Annotated in this window: 20 protein-coding genes; 13 read left to right on the forward strand and 7 right to left on the reverse strand. The window is 64.6% G+C overall.

Going from position 1 to position 19,633, the window contains the following annotated elements; all coding sequences use genetic code 11:
* Positions 1-113 precede the first annotated feature (113 nt).
* The 3 genes from ACXJJ9_RS13900 to ykgO form a co-directional block, all read right to left on the reverse strand.
* Entirely contained in the window at positions 114-1,151 is a 1,038-nt protein-coding gene (locus ACXJJ9_RS13900) for an agmatine deiminase family protein (RefSeq protein WP_457097743.1), read from the reverse strand.
* 117 nt (positions 1,152-1,268) lie between these two features.
* Entirely contained in the window at positions 1,269-1,673 is a 405-nt protein-coding gene (locus tag ACXJJ9_RS13905) for a hypothetical protein (protein WP_457097744.1), read from the reverse strand.
* Between the two features lie 199 nt (positions 1,674-1,872).
* Complete coding sequence (ykgO, locus tag ACXJJ9_RS13910; RefSeq protein WP_010342887.1) at positions 1,873-1,998, reverse strand: type B 50S ribosomal protein L36; 126 nt, start codon at positions 1,996-1,998, stop codon at positions 1,873-1,875.
* A 165-nt stretch (positions 1,999-2,163) separates the two neighbouring features.
* On the opposite strand from ykgO, the gene cmk reads away from it, so the two are divergent.
* From cmk to galU, 8 genes are all read left to right on the forward strand, one after another.
* Positions 2,164-2,835: a (d)CMP kinase gene (gene cmk / locus ACXJJ9_RS13915; RefSeq protein WP_457097745.1), complete on the forward strand. Its 672-nt coding sequence runs from the start codon at positions 2,164-2,166 to the stop codon at positions 2,833-2,835.
* Positions 2,836-2,998: 163 nt separating this feature from the next.
* Positions 2,999-4,687, forward strand: a complete 1,689-nt coding sequence (rpsA, locus tag ACXJJ9_RS13920) for a 30S ribosomal protein S1 (RefSeq protein WP_310052584.1) — start codon at positions 2,999-3,001, stop codon at positions 4,685-4,687.
* 167 nt (positions 4,688-4,854) lie between these two features.
* The gene (locus tag ACXJJ9_RS13925) at positions 4,855-5,157 is read left to right on the forward strand and encodes an integration host factor subunit beta (protein ID WP_310052585.1); all 303 of its coding nucleotides are present in this window, start codon (positions 4,855-4,857) and stop codon (positions 5,155-5,157) included.
* 157 nt (positions 5,158-5,314) lie between these two features.
* On the forward strand, positions 5,315-5,575 hold the full coding sequence (locus tag ACXJJ9_RS13930; protein WP_457097746.1) for a hypothetical protein: 261 nt from the start codon (positions 5,315-5,317) through the stop codon (positions 5,573-5,575).
* Positions 5,576-5,578: 3 nt separating this feature from the next.
* Positions 5,579-6,754: a lipopolysaccharide assembly protein LapB gene (gene lapB, locus ACXJJ9_RS13935; RefSeq protein ID WP_457097747.1), complete on the forward strand. Its 1,176-nt coding sequence runs from the start codon at positions 5,579-5,581 to the stop codon at positions 6,752-6,754.
* Between the two features lie 5 nt (positions 6,755-6,759).
* Positions 6,760-7,770 carry a lipopolysaccharide biosynthesis protein gene (locus ACXJJ9_RS13940; protein WP_457097748.1) on the forward strand — a complete coding sequence of 337 codons (1,011 nt, stop codon included), beginning with the start codon at positions 6,760-6,762 and terminating at the stop codon, positions 7,768-7,770.
* Entirely contained in the window at positions 7,767-9,680 is a 1,914-nt protein-coding gene (locus ACXJJ9_RS13945; RefSeq protein WP_457097864.1) for a polysaccharide biosynthesis protein, read from the forward strand. Before ACXJJ9_RS13940 ends, ACXJJ9_RS13945 begins: the two co-directional genes overlap by 4 nt.
* Complete coding sequence (galU, locus tag ACXJJ9_RS13950) at positions 9,680-10,591, forward strand: UTP--glucose-1-phosphate uridylyltransferase GalU (RefSeq protein WP_457097749.1); 912 nt, start codon at positions 9,680-9,682, stop codon at positions 10,589-10,591. Before ACXJJ9_RS13945 ends, galU begins: the two co-directional genes overlap by 1 nt.
* A gap of 45 nt (positions 10,592-10,636) precedes the next feature.
* On the opposite strand, the gene ACXJJ9_RS13955 is transcribed toward galU, so the two are convergent.
* Positions 10,637-11,068: a hypothetical protein gene (locus tag ACXJJ9_RS13955; RefSeq protein WP_457097750.1), complete on the reverse strand. Its 432-nt coding sequence runs from the start codon at positions 11,066-11,068 to the stop codon at positions 10,637-10,639.
* A 257-nt stretch (positions 11,069-11,325) separates the two neighbouring features.
* Between ACXJJ9_RS13955 and ACXJJ9_RS13960 the strand changes: the two genes are divergently transcribed.
* Complete coding sequence (locus tag ACXJJ9_RS13960; RefSeq protein WP_457097751.1) at positions 11,326-11,583, forward strand: hypothetical protein; 258 nt, start codon at positions 11,326-11,328, stop codon at positions 11,581-11,583.
* A 148-nt stretch (positions 11,584-11,731) separates the two neighbouring features.
* Here the strand turns inward: ACXJJ9_RS13960 and ACXJJ9_RS13965 are convergent, their stop codons facing one another.
* From ACXJJ9_RS13965 to ACXJJ9_RS13975, 3 genes are all read right to left on the reverse strand, one after another.
* Positions 11,732-12,940 carry an acetyl-CoA C-acyltransferase gene (locus ACXJJ9_RS13965; RefSeq protein WP_457097752.1) on the reverse strand — a complete coding sequence of 403 codons (1,209 nt, stop codon included), beginning with the start codon at positions 12,938-12,940 and terminating at the stop codon, positions 11,732-11,734.
* Positions 12,941-12,966: 26 nt separating this feature from the next.
* A complete protein-coding gene (locus ACXJJ9_RS13970) occupies positions 12,967-15,342 on the reverse strand; it encodes a 3-hydroxyacyl-CoA dehydrogenase/enoyl-CoA hydratase family protein (RefSeq protein ID WP_457097753.1) in 2,376 nt (791 codons plus the stop codon).
* Positions 15,343-15,425: 83 nt separating this feature from the next.
* A complete protein-coding gene (locus ACXJJ9_RS13975; RefSeq protein ID WP_457097754.1) occupies positions 15,426-16,046 on the reverse strand; it encodes a TetR/AcrR family transcriptional regulator in 621 nt (206 codons plus the stop codon).
* A 230-nt stretch (positions 16,047-16,276) separates the two neighbouring features.
* On the opposite strand from ACXJJ9_RS13975, the gene ndk reads away from it, so the two are divergent.
* The 4 genes from ndk to ACXJJ9_RS13995 are packed head-to-tail and all read left to right on the forward strand — an operon-like array spanning position 16,277 to position 19,587.
* Positions 16,277-16,702: a nucleoside-diphosphate kinase gene (gene ndk, locus ACXJJ9_RS13980; protein ID WP_457097755.1), complete on the forward strand. Its 426-nt coding sequence runs from the start codon at positions 16,277-16,279 to the stop codon at positions 16,700-16,702.
* Between the two features lie 14 nt (positions 16,703-16,716).
* The gene (gene rlmN, locus ACXJJ9_RS13985; RefSeq protein WP_310052597.1) at positions 16,717-17,961 is read left to right on the forward strand and encodes a 23S rRNA (adenine(2503)-C(2))-methyltransferase RlmN; all 1,245 of its coding nucleotides are present in this window, start codon (positions 16,717-16,719) and stop codon (positions 17,959-17,961) included.
* Complete coding sequence (locus tag ACXJJ9_RS13990; protein ID WP_457097756.1) at positions 17,948-18,778, forward strand: tetratricopeptide repeat protein; 831 nt, start codon at positions 17,948-17,950, stop codon at positions 18,776-18,778. The genes rlmN and ACXJJ9_RS13990 overlap by 14 nt, the downstream gene beginning before the upstream one ends.
* Entirely contained in the window at positions 18,778-19,587 is an 810-nt protein-coding gene (locus tag ACXJJ9_RS13995) for a helix-turn-helix domain-containing protein (RefSeq protein ID WP_457097865.1), read from the forward strand. Before ACXJJ9_RS13990 ends, ACXJJ9_RS13995 begins: the two co-directional genes overlap by 1 nt.
* The last annotated feature ends 46 nt before the right edge of the window (positions 19,588-19,633 follow it).

Genomic DNA, 19,633 nt, shown 5'->3' on the forward strand with positions numbered 1-19,633 from the left:
TTGTAAGTAAGCCCCTTGGTAAGGGGCGATTCGTGCCGAAGGCACGAATGGGGATTGGAGGAAATGGAGCGGGGCCCAAAGTTGCTCAGCAAACTTTGGGGGATTGCTGGGCGTTAGCCCAGCAGTCCACTCGGCAACTGCATGGTGATGCAATGCAGGCTGCCGTTCTGCCAGATCAGTGGACGGCACGGCACCGGGACGATCTCGCGGTCGGGGAAGGCTTCGGCCAGCACCGCCTGCGCGCGGGTATCGGCTTCATCGCCATATGCGGGCATCAGTACTGCGCCGTTGATGATGAGGAAGTTGGCATAGCTGGCGGCCAGTCGTCGATCCTGGTCGATGATGGGTTTGGCCCAGGGCAACGGAAACGGGCGGTAGGGTTTGCCGTCGCGGGTACGCAGCGCCGCGATTTCCCTGGCCATCGCGTCGAGCCCGGCGTAGTGCGAATCCGCCGGGTCGTCGCAGGCCTGGAACACGATGGCATCCGCGGCGGCGAAGCGGGCGAGGGTGTCGATGTGGGCGTCGGTGTCGTCGCCCTCGAGGTACCCGTGATCCAGCCACAGGACTCGGTCCTGTCGCAGCCAGCCCGCCAGCTTGCGGGTGATGTCGTCGCGGCTGGCCGCCGGATGGCGCTCCTGCAAGCACCGCCACGTGCTCAGCAGCGTGCCGTCACCATCGGTTTCGATGGCACCGCCTTCCAAAGCAAAATCAATAGGTTGCCGTGAACTGTTGAGAAATATTCCAGTCTGGTCGAGGTGCTCGACCAACTGGTCGTCGCGGCTGGCTTCGAACTTCCCGCCCCAACCGGTGAAACGGAAATCGAGGAGCTGGAAGCCGTTGCCGTCTTTCAACGAGATCGGCCCGGAATCGCGCAGCCAGGTGTCGTCGTACTCGGCCGGCACGAAGCGCACGCGAGACAGGTCGATCCGTGCCGACCGCAGGCGGGCTTCCGCGTACGTCTGCAGGTCGTCGTCCGCGACGCAGATAAGCACTGGCTGGAAGCGGGTGATGGCCGCAACCAGCGCGATGTAGGTTTCCTCGACATCACCCAGGCGTTCGGCCCAGTCGGTATCGGCATGGGGCCAGGCGATCAGGATGGCGGACTGGGGTTCCCATTCCGCGGGGAAACGCGCTGTGGAAGCTGGGTTCATGGGTGCCTGCAAACGCAAAGCGGGCCATGACGGCCCGCGGAGAAACAATGCCGTCCCGGCGCCGGACGAAGCCGGCGCGCGGGTGGGGAATGTTAAATCATCGGGCCGAGGGCCCGGTTACTTGATCGGCGGCTTCGGGCCGATTTCCTCTGCGTCGGCCTTGTTGGCGACGACGTCGATCACGCGGCTCTTCTCGAAGTACACGGTGAAGCTGGGGTACATCCAGCGATTGATCGTCGGCCACTGGCGCTTCTGGCCGCCGCGCGGATCGAGCTTTTCAGTGGGGGCGCCGTACTTGGCCTCGACCTCGGCCATGGTCTGGCCACGGACCGGCATCGCTGCCTTGTTTTCCTCCTGCACTCGCTCGATCAGCAGCGTGCTGCCGGTGGTATCGGTGCTGGTGGTGGTTTCGGCGCTGGTGGTGGTGTCGACTTGAGGCGCTTCGGTCTCGGTCTGGGCCGAGGCGGCGCCGGCAATGGCCAGCAGGGCGAACATCGGGACGGCAGCAATACGAGCTTTCATGGCGTGGCACTCCCCAGTGGACGGGCGATTGTACGCATAAGCCTGCGCGGGTCGGCAGCAAGACGCCGTCACGGTTCGGCATGCCGGTGCTTCGCCGGCGTCTCCGTGGAGCCGCGTGTTGAAACGCGAAAGGCCGCCTTGCGGCGGCCCTTCTGTCGAATTCGCTACCCGACGACTGTCGGGCAGGCGAAGCGTCGGATCAGCGCTGACGCGCCTTGAAACGCGGGTTCGACTTGCAGATCACGAAGACCTTGCCACGGCGGCGAACGACCTTGCAGTCGCGGTGACGGGCCTTCGCCGACTTGAGGGAGGACAGGACCTTCATGACAGACCTCGGACGAATACGTAAGGGTGGAAAAACGGAGTGGTGCGAAACGAAGCCCGCAATTCTAGCGGACAAATCGCCGGAGGATCAAGTGGTTGCGTGCTCGCCTCACATCAGGGGCGCCGGGAGCACCGTCTTTCAAGGCGCTGCCAGCATAATGGCTGGATGAACGAACCCATTCCCGTCCTCACCATCGATGGTCCCTCCGGTTCCGGCAAGGGCACCATCAGCCGCCTCGTCGCCCAGCGCCTGGGCTGGCACTACCTCGATTCCGGGGCGCTGTACCGGGCCGTCGGCGTCGCTGCGGGCTGGGCCGCGATCGACCTGGATGACCATTCCGCCCTGGTTCGCTGCACCTTCGATACCCAGGTCGAATTCCGCGAAACCGGCACCGAGTTGCGGGTGCTGGTAAACGGCCAGGACGCCACCGATGAGTTGCGCACCGAAACCGCCGGCGCCGCCGCCTCGGCCATCGCCGCGATCCCCGAGGTCCGGGCTGCACTCAAGGATGCCCAGCGTGCCTTCCGCCAGCCGCCCGGCCTGGTGGCCGACGGTCGGGACATGGGGACGGTCATCTTCCCCGATGCCGCCCACAAGGTCTTCCTGACCGCCAGTGCCGAGGAAAGGGCAGAAAGACGCTATAAGCAGTTGATGGAAAAAGGGGTTTCGGTTACATTGAGCGGTCTGCTGCGGGAGATCCTCGCCCGTGATGCCCGTGACGCCCAGCGTGCCGTAGCGCCGCTGCGGCCGGCCGATGACGCCGTCCGCATCGACACCACGGGGCTGGGAATCGAAGCGGTCGTCGAGCAGGTGCTGGGCTTGTTGCCACGGCACTGAGCGCTTCGCGCGGCAGACAAGAATGCCCGTCGCAATCCCGCGGCGGGTCCATCCACAGGTGCGAATCCTTCGCGCCGCACAACGGGTGGGTCGCCGGATCCTGGTGGACTGTGAAGTCCCCGTCCCCCGTCTGCGACCCGTGTGTTCAACCGAGTATTTTTCAATGACCGAATCATTTGCCGAACTGTTTGAACAGAGCCAGACCAATCTGGCCAAGCTGAAGCCGGGCTCCATCGTCATCGGTACCGTCGTCGAAGTTCGCGGCGATGTCGTGGTGATCAACGCCGGCCTCAAGTCCGAAGGCATCGTGCCGATCGAACAGTTCCGTAACGACGCCGGCGAAATCGACGTCGCTGAAGGCGACGAAGTAAAGGTTGCCCTCGACTCCATCGAGAATGGTTTTGGCGAAACCGTGCTGTCGCGCGAGAAGGCCAAGCGTTCGATGGTGTGGGACGAGCTCGAAGAGGCCCTGCAGGCCAACGCCACCATCACCGGCCGCATCAGCGGCAAGGTCAAGGGCGGCTTCACCGTCGACATCAAGGACGTCCGTGGCTTCCTGCCCGGTTCGCTGGTCGACGTGCGCCCGGTGCGCGACTCGTCCTACCTGGAAGGCAAGGAACTCGAGTTCAAGCTCATCAAGCTGGACCGCAAGCGCAACAACATCGTCGTCTCCCGCCGCGCGGTGGTCGAGAGCGAGCATTCGGAAGAGCGCGAGCAGCTGCTTGAGAAGCTGGTCGAGGGCGCCGTGCTGAAGGGTGTGGTCAAGAACCTCACCGACTACGGCGCGTTCGTCGACCTCGGCGGCATCGACGGCCTGCTGCACATCACCGACATGGCGTGGAAGCGCGTGCGTCATCCGTCCGAAGTCGTGGAAGTCGGCGCCGAGCTCGACGTCCGCGTGCTCAAGTACGACCGCGAGCGCAACCGTGTTTCGCTGGGCCTCAAGCAGCTGGGCGAGGATCCGTGGGACAACATCGCGCGCCGCTACCCGGCCAACACCCGCGTGTTCGGCAAGGTCTCCAACGTCACCGATTACGGCGCGTTCGTCGAGATCGAGCCGGGCGTCGAAGGCCTGGTGCACGTCTCCGAAATGGATTGGACCAACAAGAACGTCAACCCGGGCAAGATCGTCCAGGTCGGCGATGAAGTGCAGGTCATGGTCCTCGACGTGGATGAAGAGCGCCGCCGCATCTCGCTGGGCATGAAGCAGGTCACCTCGAATCCGTGGGAAACCTTCTCCGTGCTGCACAAGAAGGGCGACAAGGTGTCGGGCCAGATCAAGTCGATCACCGACTTCGGCATCTTCATCGGCCTGGATGGCGGCATCGATGGCCTGGTCCACCTGTCCGACATCAGCTGGAACACCACCGGCGAAGACATCGTGCGCAACTTCAAGAAGGGCGACACGCTGGAAGCCGTGGTGCTGGCCGTCGATCCGGAACGCGAGCGCATCTCGCTCGGCGTGAAGCAGCTGGAACAGGACCCGATGGGTACGTTCGTGGCGACCAACGCCAAGGGCTCGATCGTCAAGGGCATCGTGAAGGAAGTCGACGCCAAGGGCGCCACCATCGAACTCGATGGCGGCATCGAAGGCTACATCGCCGCGCGCGACATCTCCCACGACCGCGTGGACGATGCCAGCAAGGTGCTGAAGGTCGGCGACGAAGTCGAAGCGAAGATCGTGGGCACCGATCGCAAGGGTCGCAGCATGCAGCTGTCGATCAAGGCGAAGGACCAGGCCGAGCAGGCCGAAGCCCTGGCCGATTACAACCGTGCGGCCGCCGATGCTTCCAGTGGTACCACCAAGCTGGGCGCGCTGCTGCGCGAACAGCTGGGCAACAAGGGCGAGTAATCGCTGCTTCGTTGAGGTAGTTGAAACAACGAAGGCGGCCCGGCAGTCCGGGTCGCCTTCGGGCTGTAAGCCGGTCCTGCATTGAGCGCGCAGCGTGTCATTGCAGGGTCGTCAAGGAGGCGCAAAGGGGTGCGTCCTCCGGCAAGTCAGGGGAGTAAGGCCACGTCATGACCAAGTCCGAACTGATCGAGATCCTGTCGCAGCGTCAGGCGCACCTGAAGGGTGACGACGTGGATCTGGCGGTGAAGGCCCTGCTCGAAATGATGGGCGGCTCACTGTCCAGCGGAGAGCGGATCGAAATCCGCGGCTTCGGCAGTTTCTCCCTGCATTTCCGCCCGCCGCGCCTGGGCCGCAACCCGAAGACGGGTGAATCGGTCGCCCTTCCGGGCAAGCATGTCCCGCATTTCAAGCCAGGCAAGGAATTGCGCGAACGCGTCAGCGGCGTGATTCCGGTCGAAGAGAACGACTGAGCCGGCAGGGGCACATCACGCGCCCGTGAGTCCATCCATCGCTGTAGTGCCGGGTGCATGCAAGGCCCCGGGCTTCGATTTCGCCTGATTGCGCGTCGCTTCGTCGCAACGCGTCCGTTAAGCTACGTCAATGACGACATGGCCGTTGGAGGCCGTCATGCGCGTGCTACGCCTGCTGATTGCGTTTGCCTGCATCGCACTGGGTGCGATCGTGGGCGCATTGAACCGCCAGGCGGCGACCATCGATCTCGGCGCTGCGCGTATTCCGACGATGCTTGGCGTGGCCCTGCTGGTTGCGTTGCTGCTGGGCGTGGTTCTCGGAGGGGCGGCGATTGCAACCAGCGTCGTCCTGCCATTACGGCGTCGGCTGGCTCGCTGCGAGCGCCAGGCCATAGCACCTTCCACTACCAGGGCATGATCGATGGAATTCATCAACGAATGGTTCTGGTTCTTCCTCCTGCTCCCCATCGCCGCCGTCAGTGGCTGGGTGATCGGTCGTCGCGGTGGTGAGCGCCACAGCGACAGCCAGGTAAGCAAGCTGTCGACCACGTACTTCCGTGGACTGAATTACCTGCTCAACGAACAGCCCGACAAGGCGATCGAACTGTTCCTGCATATCGCCGAACTCGACAAGGACACCTTTGAAACCCAGGTGGCCCTGGGGCATCTGTTCCGTCGCCGTGGCGAGGTCGACCGCGCCATCCGCCTGCATCAGGCGCTGGTGCAGCGTCCCGGCCTGAGCGACCAGCAGAAAGTGCAGGCGCTGCTGGCGCTTGGCGAGGACTACATGAGATCCGGCCTGCTGGATCGTGCTGAAACGGTCTTCAGTGACCTGGTCGCGCTGGATATGGCGCCGCTGGCGCTCAAGCATCTCATTGGCATCTACCAGTCGGAACGCGACTGGGACAAGGCGATCGAGAATGCGCGCCGTTACGAAGCCGCCACGGGCGAGCCGATGGGCAAGCTGATCGCGCAATTCGAGTGCGAGGTCGCTGAGCGCCAGCGCGCAGCGGGCGATACCGGAGCCGCAAGTGCGGCGGCCGCGCGCGCATACGAAGCCGACGCGAATTCGGTGCGCGCGGGCATGATCGAAGGGCGCATCGAACTCGATGCCGGCAATGACCCCGGCGCGATCCGCGCCTTCGAGCGGGTCGCACGCGCCGATCCCGACTACTTGCCGGAAATCCTGCCGCCGCTGCTTTCCGCCTATGAGCGCGTTGGTGACAACCCGGGCGCGCGAGCCTTCCTGGCGGAGATGTGCGAACACTATCGCGGCATCGCACCCGTGCTGGCCCTGACCCAGATGGTTGAAGCGGATGAAGGCGTGTCCGCAGCCCGCGCCTATCTGGCGCGTCAACTCAAGGATCGTCCTTCGGTGCGCGGCGAGGCGGCGCTGATTGACCTCACGCTGGCGGAGCGGGCTGACCCGTTGGCGACCTTGAATGACCTGAAGCACATCACCGACCAATTGCTCGTGCGCAATCCGAGTTACCGCTGCACGCGTTGCGGCTTCGGCGCGCGCAGCCACCATTGGCAGTGCCCGAGTTGCAAGGAATGGGGCACGGTCAAGCCGCTGTTGAACTACGCGGTGGTCTGAGCAACATGCTGTTCTGGCTTTCCCTGCACTTCATCATCGGCTTGACGGGCACGTGGATGGCGCGCGGCTATGCACTACGGCGCGACCTTCTCGACCACCCAGGCGAGCGTCGCAGCCACGATGTCCCCACGCCGCGCGGCGGCGGCGTGGCCATCGTCATCGCATTGCTGGTCGCCGCATGCGTGCTTGGCTGGCGCAATCCACACCAGTTCATCCTGATCGCTGGATTCACCATGGGGCTGCTGCTGGTTGCCGGGGTGGGGATGATCGACGATCACCGGCCGTTGTCGCCGTGGCTGCGGTTGGGCGTGCAGGCGATGGCGGCCGGCATATTTGCCCTGGCCGTCGCCGGTACATGGGGGGACCTGTCGATGGCGGTGATTGCGTTCGTTGCTGTCATGGTCCTGACCAACATCTGGAACTTCATGGATGGCATCAACGGCATCGCCGCCAGCCAGGCCACCCTGGTGGCGGTCGGGCTGGCTTTCGTACTCGGCGGTAGCTGGTTTTGGCTGACCCTGGCGCTGGCCGCTGCCTGCCTGGGATTCCTGCCGTTCAATTTCCCCAAGGCGCGGATTTTCCTCGGCGACGTCGGGAGCGGGGCACTGGGGTTCGCGCTCGCCGCCTTGCTGGTGACCGCCCTGGCAGGGCTGGGCCAACCGTCGCGCGGCATCCTGCTGCTGCTGCCCTTGTCTGCCTTCCTGGTCGATAGTGGGCTGACCCTGCTGCGACGCCTGCTCATCGGAGAGCGCTGGTGGACGCCGCACGCCCAGCACGCTTACCAGCGCTGGGCTGCCGGTGCCGGTACTCACGCGCTCGTGACATTGATGTACGCAGGCTGGACCGCCGCCGCGTGGATGCTCGCCTGGTGGCTCGCGACCAAAACGGAGGGGCAAATGACGTTTTGGTGCGCTCTCTGGTTCACAATGACGGCCGCCCTTTGGGGCTGGTTGCAGCATTCGTATTCGGATCGCAAGGAGCCGCAGGCTGCGGCGATAGGGAAGGGCAGGAAATGAGTTCCTGGTTTGAGCAATGGAAGAACCTCCTGCCGCGCCAAGCCGTGGTGGTACACGACCTTTTCATGGTGTGGGTGGTGTGGCAGGGTCTGCACCGCCTGCGCTGGGGCATGGCCCTCAACCCCCCGGAAATCGCGCTGTGGAATACGGAAATCGCGCTGGTGCTCGCGGCGCAGGGGCTCGTGTTCTGGCAGATCGGTCTGTACCGGGGGCTCTGGCGCTTCGCCAGCGTGCCTGACCTCTGGAACATCGTTAAGGCCTGCGTGCTCGGGCTGTTCGCGATCCTGCTGGGCCTATTCCTCTACAACCGGCTCGACATGGTGCCGCGCACCGTTCTGGTGATGTATCCGCTTGCGCTGATGGCGCTGCTGGGTGCGCCGCGGCTCCTGTATCGCGCGTGGAAGGACAACCGCATCGAAGGCAGGAGCAGGGAGGGGAGCGTTCGCACGCTGATTCTCGGCGCCGGCCGCGCCGGTGAGGCGCTGGTGCGCGATCTGCGCCGGGTCGGAACCTACCAGCCCGTCGGTTTCCTCGATGATGCCTCGGCCCTGCGCGGCAGCAAGGTGCAGGGTGTCCCTGTCCTTGGAACCGTGCAGGACGTAGCGGAAATCGCGCGCGAGACAGCGGCCAAGCTGCTCGTCATCGCGATGCCGTCCGCGGATGCGCGCGCAATGCAGCGCGTGTTGACCGCCTGTGAACGCACCGGACTGCCATTCCGGATGGTTCCGCGCCTGCAGGACGTACTCGAGGGACGCTCCCTGCCGGGCGAACTGAAGGAAGTGGCGATCGAGGACCTGCTGGGCCGCAAGCCCGTATTGCCCGACTGGAAATCCATCCGTGGCTGGCTCGGCGCCCGCACGGTTCTGGTGACGGGCGCGGGTGGTTCGATCGGCTCTGAACTGTGTCGTCAGTGCGCGCGCCATGGTGCGCGGCGCATCGCGTTGATCGAGATGGACGAGATCGCGCTGACCACGACGGTGGCGAAACTGAGGCGCGACTTCCCCGACATCGAATACGTACCGCTGCTGGGCGATTGCGGCGATCCCGCCCTGATCAACCATGCGCTTTCGCGGACCGAGCCTGATGCGGTTTTCCATGCCGCCGCCTATAAGCAGGTTCCGTTGCTCGAAGAGCAGTTGCGGGAAGCGATCCGCAACAACGTGCTCGCGACCAGCACGGTGGCCCATGCCTGCCGCGAGCATGGGGTGGGTACATTCGTGTTGATCTCCACCGACAAGGCCGTGGATCCGGTCAACGTGCTGGGTGCCACCAAGCGCCTGGCGGAAATGACCTGTCAGTCCCTGGCCGACCATCGCTCCACGCGTTTCGTCACCGTCCGCTTCGGCAATGTGCTCGACTCGGCGGGCAGCGTGGTGCCCTTGTTCCGCGATCAGATCCGCAACGGGGGGCCCGTCACCGTCACCGATCCTGAGGTCACGCGTTTCTTCATGACGATCCCCGAGGCCTGCCAGCTGATCCTGCAGGCTTCGGCGATCGGGACGCACGAGGCGATCTATACGCTCGACATGGGAGAACCGGTCCCGATCCGCCTGCTCGCTGAGCAGATGATACGGCTGGCCGGCAAGCAACCCGGTCGCGACATTGCCGTCGTCTACACAGGCCTGCGGCCGGGCGAAAAGCTGCACGAAACGCTATTCCACGCGGACGAGCGCTATCGGCCTACCGTGCATCCCAAGATCCTGCAGGCCGAACCGCGCCAGGTCTCGGCGCAGGTCATCGATCACGCGATTTCGCAGCTGCGTGACGCCAGCGCGCGTTACGACGTCGAAGCGCTGAAACTCCAGTTGCGCGCAGCGGTACCGGAATTCGAGCCGGTGGGTTCGCACGGCGTGCATTACGAAGCCTCCACGGTAGTGGCATTCCCAACTCGTAACGTCAGGAAAGTTTGATGTCTCCCGTGTCAAAGCAGACCCGTATTCGCACTGCTGTTTTTCCAGTAGCCGGCCTCGGCACGCGCTTCCTCCCCGCCACCAAGACGGTGCCCAAGGAGATGCTGCCGATCATCGACAAGCCGCTCATCCAATACGCTGTCGACGAGGCGGTGGAAGCAGGTTGCGACACGCTGGTGTTCGTCACCAACCGCTACAAGCATGCCGTTGCCGACTACTTCGACAAAGCCTACGAGCTCGAACAGAAACTGGAGCGCGCCGGCAAGTCCGAGCAGCTCGACCTCATCCGCAACGTGCTGCCGCCGCACGTGCGCGCAGTGTTCGTGACCCAGGCCGAAGCGCTTGGACTTGGCCACGCTGTCCTGTGCGCCAAGCCCATCGTGGGCGACCGGCCCTTTGCCGTGCTGCTGCCGGACGACCTGATCTGGAACCGCGGTCCCGGTGCCTTGAAGCAGATGGCGGACGTCGCCGAAACGACCGGCACCAGCGTCATCGCCGTCCAGGACGTGCCGCGCGAACAGACCGGCAGCTACGGCATCGTCGCCACCGACTCCTTCGAGAATCGCCGCGGACGAATCAACGCCATCGTCGAGAAGCCCCAGCCCGATGTCGCCCCGAGCACGCTGGCGGTCGTGGGCCGTTATGTACTGACGCCGCGCATCTTCGAGCTCCTGGAGTCCACGAAGCCCGGCGCCGGGGGCGAAATCCAGCTGACCGATGCCATCGCTGCATTACTGGCCGAAGAGTCGGTCAATGCGTACAGGTTCCAGGGCACGCGTTTCGACTGCGGCACGCACATCGGCTTGATCGAAGCCACGATCCGCTACGCGCTGGATCACGAAAAACTCAGTGATTCAGCACGCCGGCTGATGCAGAACGCCTTGGATGAGCTCGGCGTCGAAGACCTGTAGAACCGGGTATCGGGGCAGGGCGGCGCGGCCGCCCACGCCTTCCGCTCAGGCGCCAAAACGCCACCAGGCCCAGATCGACCAGCCGATCAGCAAGCCGGCCAGCGCCAGTGCGGCGACGCCCGCAACTTCGATCCTTTTAGCCCACGCCAGCCCGGCGGCATCGCGCAACACCCGCACGTCGCGCAACGTCTTCCATTGTGCAGGCGGAAACCGTCCCTCCAGTCGTGCCAGGTAGCCCATCTGCCGGAGCGTCAGGCCCAGGCCGATTGCCGGTATCGCCAGTGCGACTCCAAGCACGCACAGCAGCAACCGCACCCACGTGCGCACGGTGTCCGGGTCGCGGCCTCCCAATTGCACGGTCAACTGGTCCAGCCATGTGTGCAGCTGCCACAGCAGCACACCGCACATGAGCACGATTCCGGCAAGCAGCCACAGCGCCCGCTTGCGATAGGTTTTGTCCGCGTGATGGATTTCCATTGAGCATCTCCCCAAGCGCTGCAATCAACCGTCACAGAACGGGACGGGTGCCACCGGCCTCGGTCGGCAGGCGGACGACTGCACCTTGGGTGGTGGGTTCACCAGCGATGGACGGACGGCCGGTGAATGGCGCACGCATGGCGTGAAGGCGCACCAAGCGCAACCGATGCATGGATGAAACGGATTTAATCTTCATGTAATCGTCGCGAAAGTCAGGCGCGCCTAGCCTCGAAGCTCCACCAGACGAGGGTCCGCCGATGCGCCGTTTTCTGATCCCAGCCGCCGCCGTACTGGCGTTTGCCAGCCTGAATGTGATGGCGGCCACGCCCGCGGCCAGCGCGGCCGCACCTGCAACCAAGGCTGTTCCCACGGCCAGTGCTGCCGCACCCGCGGCGAAGACCGCGGCATCGGTCCGATGCCGGGACACGAAGGGCCACTTCGTCGCTTGTGCGAAGACGGCCGCGCCGCAGCACTGTCGCGATGCCAAGGGCAAGTTCGTGGCTTGCCCGAAGTAAACATCGGGCGTCGATAACGACGAAGGGCAGCCACTGGCTGCCCTTCGTGCATTACGGCGATTCGATCGCTTGTCGCTGCGCTCGCCCCTCATCCGCCCTTCGGGCACCTTCTCCCCGCGGTGCGGGGAGAAGGGAAATGACAAGCCGCTTACAAGGCTTCGAAGATGCCCGCAGCGCCCATGCCCGTGCCGATGCACATCGTCACCATGCCGTACTTCTGCTGCCGGCGGCGCATGCCGTGGACGATGGTCGCGGTACGGACCGCGCCGGTCGCGCCGAGCGGATGGCCAAGTGCAATCGCACCGCCAAGCGGATTCACCTTGGACGGATCCAGTTGCGAATCACGGATCACCGCCAATGCCTGTGCGGCGAAAGCTTCGTTGAGTTCGATCCAGTCCAGCTGGTCTTTCGTGAGGCCCGCCTGCCTGAGCGCCTTCGGGATCGCGGCGATCGGGCCGATGCCCATTACTTCCGGGCGCACGCCAGCCACGGAGAAGCTCACGAAGCGCGCGAGCGGGGTCAGGCCGTAGTCCTTGATCGCCTGCTCCGAGGCCAGCATCACGGCGGCGGCGCCGTCGCTCATCTGCGACGAATTGCCTGCGGTCACGGTGCCGCCGAACTGGGCACTGCGGAATACCGGTTTCAGCTTGGCCAGGCCTTCCAGCGAGGAATCGGCGCGCGGGCCCTCATCGATTTCGATCAGCGCTTTCTTCAGGCGGATCGCGTTGCCGGCAAGATCGGGCAGGTGCGACACGACTTCGTACGGCGAAATCTCGGACTTGAACTCGCCCGCGTGGATCGCGGCGATGGCCTTCTGGTGCGAGGCGAGGGCGAATGCGTCCTGGTCCTCGCGCGAGACCTTCCATTCCTCGGCGACTTTCTCGGCGGTGATGCCCATGCCGTATGCGATGGCGACGTTCTCGTTGTTGGCGAAGACGCTCGGTGACAGCGCTACCTTGTTACCCATCATGGGCACCATCGACATCGATTCGGTGCCGCCGGCCAGCATCAGGTCGGCATTGCCCAGGCGGATCTGGTCCGCAGCCAGCGCCACGGCCTGCAGGCCCGACGAACAGAAGCGGTTGATGGTCTGCGCGGCAATGGTATTGGGCAGGCCGGCGAGCAGCGCGCCGATGCGCGCCACGTTCATGCCCTGCTCGCCTTCGGGCATGGCGCAGCCGATGATCGCGTCGTCGATGCGGTTGACGTCGATGCCCGGTGCCTGCGCGACCACGCTGCGCAGCACGTGCGCGAGCATGTCGTCGGGACGGGTGTTGCGGAACACGCCGCGCGGGGCCTTGCCGACCGGAGTGCGGGTGGCGGCGACGATGTAGGCTTCTTGAACTTGCTTGGTCATTGTCTTGATTCCTGTGTCGTCGTCGCTTAGTTGCGCAGCGGCTTGCCGGTCTTGAGCATGTGTCCGATGCGTTCCTGCGTCTTGGGCATCTGCGCCAGGGCGACGAAGTGTTCGCGTTCCAGGCGGATGAGCCATTCCTCGTCCACCAGCGTGCCGCGATCGACTTCACCGCCGCAGAGGACTGTGGCGATGCGGGAGGCGATCTCGTAGTCGTGCTTTGATATGAAGCGGCCTTCCAGCATGTTCACCAGCATCATCTTGAAGGTGGCGATGCCGACGTCGCCGGCCACCTGGATGCGGCGGGCGGGCAGGGGCGGGCGGTAGCCGGATTCGCTCAGTGCACGTGCCTGCTGCCGGGCGACGTGGAGCAATTCGAACGCGTTGAACACCACGACGTCGCTCTCCCGCGCCAGCTTGAGCGAACGGGCTTCGAAGGCCGAAGTCGACACCTTGCCCATCGCCACGCTCTCGAATGCGGTCTTGAGCTGCGCGAACACGTCGCCGCCCGGACCGGCCGCTTCGGAAGCACGCACTGCGAGCTCCTTCAAACCTCCACCGGCCGGCAGCAGGCCCACGCCCGCTTCGACCAGGCCGATATAGCTTTCCAATGCCAATACGGTCTTCGCCGCCTGCATCTGGAATTCGCAACCACCGCCCAGTGCCAGGCCGCGCACCGCGGCCACGACCGGGACCTGCGCGTACTTGATGCGCTGGCTGGTGTTCTGGAAGTTGGCGACCATCGCCTCGAAGCCTTTCACGTCACCGGCTTGCAGCAGGCCCAGTGCGCCCGACAGGTCGGCGCCCGCGGAGAAGGGTTCCTTCGGCTGCCAGATCACGAGCCCACGGAAATCGCGCTCGGCGATCGCGATGGCTTCCTGGAGTCCGTTGAGCACATGGTCGTTGACCGTGTGCAGCTTGGTCTTGAAGCTGACTACGGCGATATCGTCGCCCTCGTCGACCCACATGCGCACGCCATCGTTCTCGTACACGGTGCGGCCCTGCGAGAACTTCTCGCCGACCAGCGCATCGGGGAAACGCTGGCGCGCATACACCGGATTGCCAGAGCGCGGCACCATCGCGTTGCGGCCCGGGCTGTAGCTGCCGGCGGTGCCGTGCACGCCGTCGCGGCCATCGAACACCCAGTCCGGCAGTGGCGCATTGCTCATCGCCAGGCCCTTGACGATGTCGTCGGCGATCCATTCGGCCACCTGCTTCCAGCCCGCGGCCTGCCAGGTTTCGAACGGGCCCAACGACCAGCCGTAACCCCAGCGGATGGCGAAGTCGACATCGCGTGCGGTGTCGGCGATGGCTTCCAGGTGGTAGGCGCTGTAGTGGAAGGTGTCGCGGAAACAGGCCCACAGGAACTTCGCCTGCGGATTCTCGCTGGCGCGCAATGCGGCGAACTTCTGCGCCGGATCTTTTTCCTTGAGCAGGGTGGCAACGTCGGCATCGAGCTCGCCGGCCGAGACACGGAAGTCCTGCGCCTTCAGGTCGAGGACGAGGATGTCCTTGCCTTTCTTGGTGTAGAAGCCGGCGCCCGTCTTCTGGCCCAGCGCGCCTTTTTCGATCAGGGCGGTCAACCACTTCGGCGCCTGGAAGTACTGGTGCCAGGGATCTTCCGGCAGCGTATCGGCCATGGTCTTGATGACATGGGCCATGGTGTCCAGGCCGACCACGTCCGCCGTGCGATAGGTCGCCGATTTCGGGCGGCCGACGGCCGGGCCGGTCAGCGCGTCGACGGTGTCGAAGCCGAGCCCGAACTGCTCGGTGTGGTGCATGGCGGCCAGCATCGAGAAGACGCCGATGCGGTTGCCGATGAAGTTCGGCGTGTCCTTGGCGTAGACCACGCCCTTGCCGAGCGTGGTGGTCAGGAAGGCTTCGAGACTCTCGAGCACCGCGGCGTCCGTGGTGCGCGCGGGGATCAGTTCGGCCAGGTGCATGTAGCGCGGCGGGTTGAAGAAGTGCACGCCACAGAAGCGGTGGCGCATTTCTTCCGGCAGCACCTCGGCCAGCTTGTTGATGCCCAGGCCGGAGGTGTTGGAGGCCAGCACCGTATGCGCGGGCACGAAGGGGGCGATCTTCTTGTACAGGTCCTGCTTCCAGTCCATCCGCTCGGCGATCGCCTCGATGATCAGGTCGCAGTCCTTCAGCAATTCCAGCCCAGTTTCGTAATTGGCCGCGACGATGCGTTCGGCCAGCGCCTTGTCGGCGAGCGGGGCGGGGCTGAGTTTGGCCAGGTTGGCGATGGCTTTGGTCACCACGCCGTTGGGGTCGCCTTCCTTCGCAGGCAAGTCGAACAGCACCGTGTCGACACCGGCGTTGGTCAGGTGGGCGGCGATCTGCGCACCCATCACGCCTGCGCCCAGTACGGCCGCGCGGCGCAAAAGTAGTTTATTAGACATGATTCATAAGTCCTTGTATTAACAACAAAGTCGTTTGAGCGATACGGTTCGAAGCCGAAGTCGGGGGGGCTTCTCTGTCGCCTCTATGAATTGCGGAAGCCGGCAGCCGCGAACTCGATCAGCTCGCGTGCGGCACGGTCACGGTGCGCCGCCTCGGTGACACCGGCAGGACGCTTGATCAGGCCGAAATCGGCCATGGCGTAGGTCAGGGCCCCGACCACGATGTCGAGGCGCCAGTACAGGGATTCCTTGCTCAGGCCGGGCAGGCAGGTGCTGATTGCCTTGGCGAACTCCCGCAGTACATGGCCGTAGTGTTCGGACAGGAATCTCCGGAGAACGTCGTTCTTCTCGGCGTAGGCGCGCGCGACCATGCGGGCGAAGGCGCCGTTGTGGCGGTCCTGGGCCATCGCCAAGGCTGGTTCAACGAAGGCGGCCAGGATCGGCTCCAGTTCACCCGGATGTTCTTTGACTGCGCTTTTGAGCGCTGCCAGCCGTCGCTGGCTCATTTCGTCCATGCGGCGCCGGAATACCTCGTTGACCAGGTTTTCCTTGCTGCCGAAGTGGTAATTCACTGCCGCTATGTTCACGTCGGCGCGGCTGGTGACCTGTCGTAGCGAGGTTCCGGCGAAACCGAACTGGGCAAAGAGCTCCTCGGCGGCGCCGAGGATGCGGTCCTTGGTGGAGAAGGGATGCGGTGTGGCCATGGGGTCGAAGCGTCGTTCCAAAGGTCGATTAAAACAATCGTTTCAGGCTAGAACCATACCGCACCGCACGTCAACTGCCGTTGGCGAAAAAATCTCCAAAACAGACCGTACTTCCGCTAGAATTTCCCCCAGCCATATTGGCTAAACCCGCGATTCGACGCGGGTTTTTCTGTTATTCTCGGGCGCGAACAAGGACTGTCCCCGCGGCCCGCCTATCCGGAGAAATTCCCATGGCGCTGGAGCGCACCCTTTCGATCATCAAGCCCGATGCCGTCGCCAAGAACGTCATCGGCGAAATCTATTCGCGTTTCGAGAAGTCCGGCCTGAAGGTCGTCGCCTCGAAGATGACGCAGCTCTCGCGCGCCGAAGCCGAAGGCTTCTACGCCGTGCACCGCGAGCGTCCCTTCTTCAATGCGCTGGTTGAATTCATGATCAGCGGCCCGGTGATGATCCAGGTCCTGCAGGGCGAAGGCGCCGTGCTCAAGAACCGCGACCTGATGGGCGCCACCAATCCGAAGGACGCTGCGCCGGGCACCATCCGCGCCGACTTCGCCGACAGCATCGACGCCAATGCGGTGCACGGTTCGGACTCGCTGGAGAACGCGGCGGTCGAAGTCGCCTACTTCTTCCCGGCGACCGACGTCTTCGCACGTTGATTTGAAGTAGAGCAATGAACCAGACCCGCGACATCGCCATCGACATCGTTCCCATCGGCGCAGCCGCCGACGAGGCGACGCAGGCGGCGCTGCGCGAGCCTGCCGGCAAGACCGCGTCGGAGTCGAAGACCAACATCTTCGACTTCGACCGCGCTTCGCTGGAGCATTTCTTCGAGCATGAGCTGGGCGAGAAGAAGTTTCGTGCGCACCAGGTGATGAAGTGGATCCATCACCGCTACGTCACCGACTTTGCCGACATGACCGACCTCGGCAAGGCGCTGCGCGCCAAGCTCGAGGAGCGGGCCGTGGTGCACGCCCCGCAGCTCATCTTCGACAAGGAATCCACCGACGGCACGCACAAGTGGCTGCTCGGCATGGATCCCAAGAACGCGATCGAGACGGTTTACATCCCCGACAAGGGACGCGGCACGCTGTGCGTGTCCTCGCAGGTCGGCTGCGCGCTGAACTGCCAGTTCTGTTCGACCGCCACCCAGGGGTTCAACCGCAACCTGTCGACCGCCGAGATCATCGGCCAGGTCTGGATCGCGGCGCGCCACCTGGGCAATGTTCCGCACCAGCAGCGCAAGCTCACCAACGTGGTGATGATGGGCATGGGCGAGCCCCTGGCGAACTTCGACAACGTCGTGCGCGCGATGAGCATCATGCGCGACGACCTCGGCTACGGGCTGGCCAACAAGCGGGTCACGCTCTCCACGGCCGGCATGGTGCCGATGATCGACAAGCTGGGCGAGGTGAGCGACGTCTCCCTGGCCGTGTCGCTGCATGCGCCCAACGACGAGCTGCGAAGCGAGCTTGTACCGCTCAACAAGAAGTATCCGATCGAAGCGCTGATGGAAGCCTGCGTGCGTTATGCGCTGCGCAAGCGCGGCACCTCCGTTACCTTCGAATACACCCTGATGAAGGGCGTAAACGACCAGCCGCAGCATGCGCGCGAACTCATCCGCCTGCTGCGGGCATTCGACAATGCCGTGCAGATGAAGGACGCGGCAAAGGTCAACCTGATTCCGTTCAATCCGTTCCCGGGGACGCGTTTCGCGCGCCCGGACGAAGAGGCGATCCGCGGCTTCCAGAAGCTGCTGAACAACGCGGGGATGATCGCGCCCGTGCGTCGTACGCGCGGCGACGATATCGATGCGGCCTGCGGCCAGCTGAAGGGCCAGGTCATGGACCGCACCCGCCGCCAGGCCGAATTCCGCAAGCGACTGGATGCACAGGAGGCGGGCGATGCTGCTGCGTGACGTCCGCGCCGTTGTTCTTGCCGTAGCCATGGTCGCCATCAGCGGCTGTGGCAGTGGTGGCAGCTATGTGAGCACCAGCCTCGGCAAGGAGCATCACATCGAGCCGGCGGTCAATCGCATCAGCGAGGACAAGCACGCAAACAGCGATGCAGGCATGCAGCGCGACCTTGCGGAGATCGGCAGGGCACTGGCCATCGGCGACTTCGACGCCGCCAAGCGCCAGGCCACCGGTCTGCTCAAGCGGCAACCCAACTCCTTCGAAGCCCACACCTATCTGGCGGTGGCGCTGGACAAGTCCGGCGACGGTGCAGGTGCGGGCAAGCATTACCTGCGCGCGACCGAGCTCGCTCCGAAGAACGGAGGCGTGCTCGGCAACTACGGCATCTGGCTGTGTGAGCAGGGGCGGGCGGGCGAATCGCTGGACTGGTTCGATCGCGCGCTGGCGCTTCCCGGCTATGCGGATTCCCCCGTGATCCTGGCTAATTCCGGTGCCTGCGCCAGCACGGTCGGACAGCAGGAGCGGGCCGAACGTGACCTGCATCGCGCTGTCGAGCTGGATCCGACCAACCCTGTGGCGCTGGGGTCGCTCGCCGAACGCAAGTTCCGCGCAGGAGACGCTTTCGAGGCCAGGGCATTTTCGGAACGGCGTCTCGCTGCTGCACCAGCGGACCCCAAGGCGTTGTTGCTTGCGTCACAGATTGAACAAAAACTCGGAGACAGTGCTTCAGCCGCGCGCTACGTTTCGCGCCTGAAAACGGAGTTCCCCGATGCACCGGAAGCACGGAACTCCGTAATGGGGGATGGTGGCAGGCAATGATGGATTCCGACCAGGCGGTACCGGGCGTGAGTGCTGGCTGCGGCGCAGTCCTTATGCAGGCACGTGAAGCAGCGGGCATGTCCATCGAGCAGGTGGCATCGCAGCTGCGCATGACCGTGCGCAGCGTTGCCAACCTCGAGTCCGACGACTGGACCTCCCTGGGCGCCCCGGTTTTCGTGCGTGGCCAGCTGCGCAGCTATGCGCGACTGCTCGGCGTCGACATCGAACCCTATATCGAGCAGACCCCGGTTGCGGCGGTTGCGCCGTCCACCCTCGTCAGCCATGCCCATACACCGGGCTACCAGCGCATCGCCGAGCAGATCGGCCGGCGTGCCATCTACGTCGCCATCACCGCGGCGATCGCCGTGCCGGTGTGGCTGGGTACCCGTTCGCACTTCGGCAATGGCGACCTGGCCGTGCAATCGCTCGATGTTCCCGCCACGATCGAGCAGACGGAAAACGCCTCGCCCGCACAGGCGGCTTCCAGGCGCACGCCGCTGGTGGCCTCGATCGCCTCGCTGCCGGCTGCCCCGCAAGCGGCCGGTGCATTGACGATCACGTTCAACGGCGACAGCTGGGTCGAGATCCTCGCGGCCGACAACCAGCGCGTGCTGGAGCGTGGCCTGCTGACCGCCGGACAGCAGCGCAGCTACGCACCTGGCGAAGTCGGGCGCATCAAGCTCGGCAACGTCAATGCGGTCGAAGTGAAGCGCGGGGGCGCGATTGTCGACCTGGAACCGTTCAGCCGCGCGAATGTGGCGCGCTTTACGCTATCCTCTGACGGTTCCCTCGCGCCGGTCGCCAACTGACCCGCGACGCGGGTCGACCCTCCCACCGGCGCAAAACCGGTTCCTG

The sequence above is a fragment of the Lysobacter sp. P5_B9 genome, assembly GCF_054049835.1.

Coding starts and splice junctions, on each gene's coding strand:
- cmk (WP_457097745.1), top strand. CDS start 2,164: ATGAACGAACCCATTCCCGTCCTCACCATCGATGGTCCCTCCGGTTCC.
- ACXJJ9_RS13905 (WP_457097744.1), bottom strand. CDS start 1,673: ATGAAAGCTCGTATTGCTGCCGTCCCGATGTTCGCCCTGCTGGCCATT.
- rlmN (WP_310052597.1), top strand. CDS start 16,717: ATGAACCAGACCCGCGACATCGCCATCGACATCGTTCCCATCGGCGCA.
- ACXJJ9_RS13975 (WP_457097754.1), bottom strand. CDS start 16,046: ATGGCCACACCGCATCCCTTCTCCACCAAGGACCGCATCCTCGGCGCC.
- ACXJJ9_RS13925 (WP_310052585.1), top strand. CDS start 4,855: ATGACCAAGTCCGAACTGATCGAGATCCTGTCGCAGCGTCAGGCGCAC.
- galU (WP_457097749.1), top strand. CDS start 9,680: ATGTCTCCCGTGTCAAAGCAGACCCGTATTCGCACTGCTGTTTTTCCA.
- lapB (WP_457097747.1), top strand. CDS start 5,579: ATGGAATTCATCAACGAATGGTTCTGGTTCTTCCTCCTGCTCCCCATC.
- ACXJJ9_RS13940 (WP_457097748.1), top strand. CDS start 6,760: ATGCTGTTCTGGCTTTCCCTGCACTTCATCATCGGCTTGACGGGCACG.
- ACXJJ9_RS13945 (WP_457097864.1), top strand. CDS start 7,767: ATGAGTTCCTGGTTTGAGCAATGGAAGAACCTCCTGCCGCGCCAAGCC.
- ACXJJ9_RS13995 (WP_457097865.1), top strand. CDS start 18,778: ATGGATTCCGACCAGGCGGTACCGGGCGTGAGTGCTGGCTGCGGCGCA.
- ACXJJ9_RS13900 (WP_457097743.1), bottom strand. CDS start 1,151: ATGAACCCAGCTTCCACAGCGCGTTTCCCCGCGGAATGGGAACCCCAG.
- ACXJJ9_RS13930 (WP_457097746.1), top strand. CDS start 5,315: ATGCGCGTGCTACGCCTGCTGATTGCGTTTGCCTGCATCGCACTGGGT.
- ACXJJ9_RS13955 (WP_457097750.1), bottom strand. CDS start 11,068: ATGGAAATCCATCACGCGGACAAAACCTATCGCAAGCGGGCGCTGTGG.
- ACXJJ9_RS13965 (WP_457097752.1), bottom strand. CDS start 12,940: ATGACCAAGCAAGTTCAAGAAGCCTACATCGTCGCCGCCACCCGCACT.
- rpsA (WP_310052584.1), top strand. CDS start 2,999: ATGACCGAATCATTTGCCGAACTGTTTGAACAGAGCCAGACCAATCTG.
- ykgO (WP_010342887.1), bottom strand. CDS start 1,998: ATGAAGGTCCTGTCCTCCCTCAAGTCGGCGAAGGCCCGTCACCGCGAC.
- ACXJJ9_RS13960 (WP_457097751.1), top strand. CDS start 11,326: ATGCGCCGTTTTCTGATCCCAGCCGCCGCCGTACTGGCGTTTGCCAGC.
- ndk (WP_457097755.1), top strand. CDS start 16,277: ATGGCGCTGGAGCGCACCCTTTCGATCATCAAGCCCGATGCCGTCGCC.
- ACXJJ9_RS13990 (WP_457097756.1), top strand. CDS start 17,948: ATGCTGCTGCGTGACGTCCGCGCCGTTGTTCTTGCCGTAGCCATGGTC.
- ACXJJ9_RS13970 (WP_457097753.1), bottom strand. CDS start 15,342: ATGTCTAATAAACTACTTTTGCGCCGCGCGGCCGTACTGGGCGCAGGC.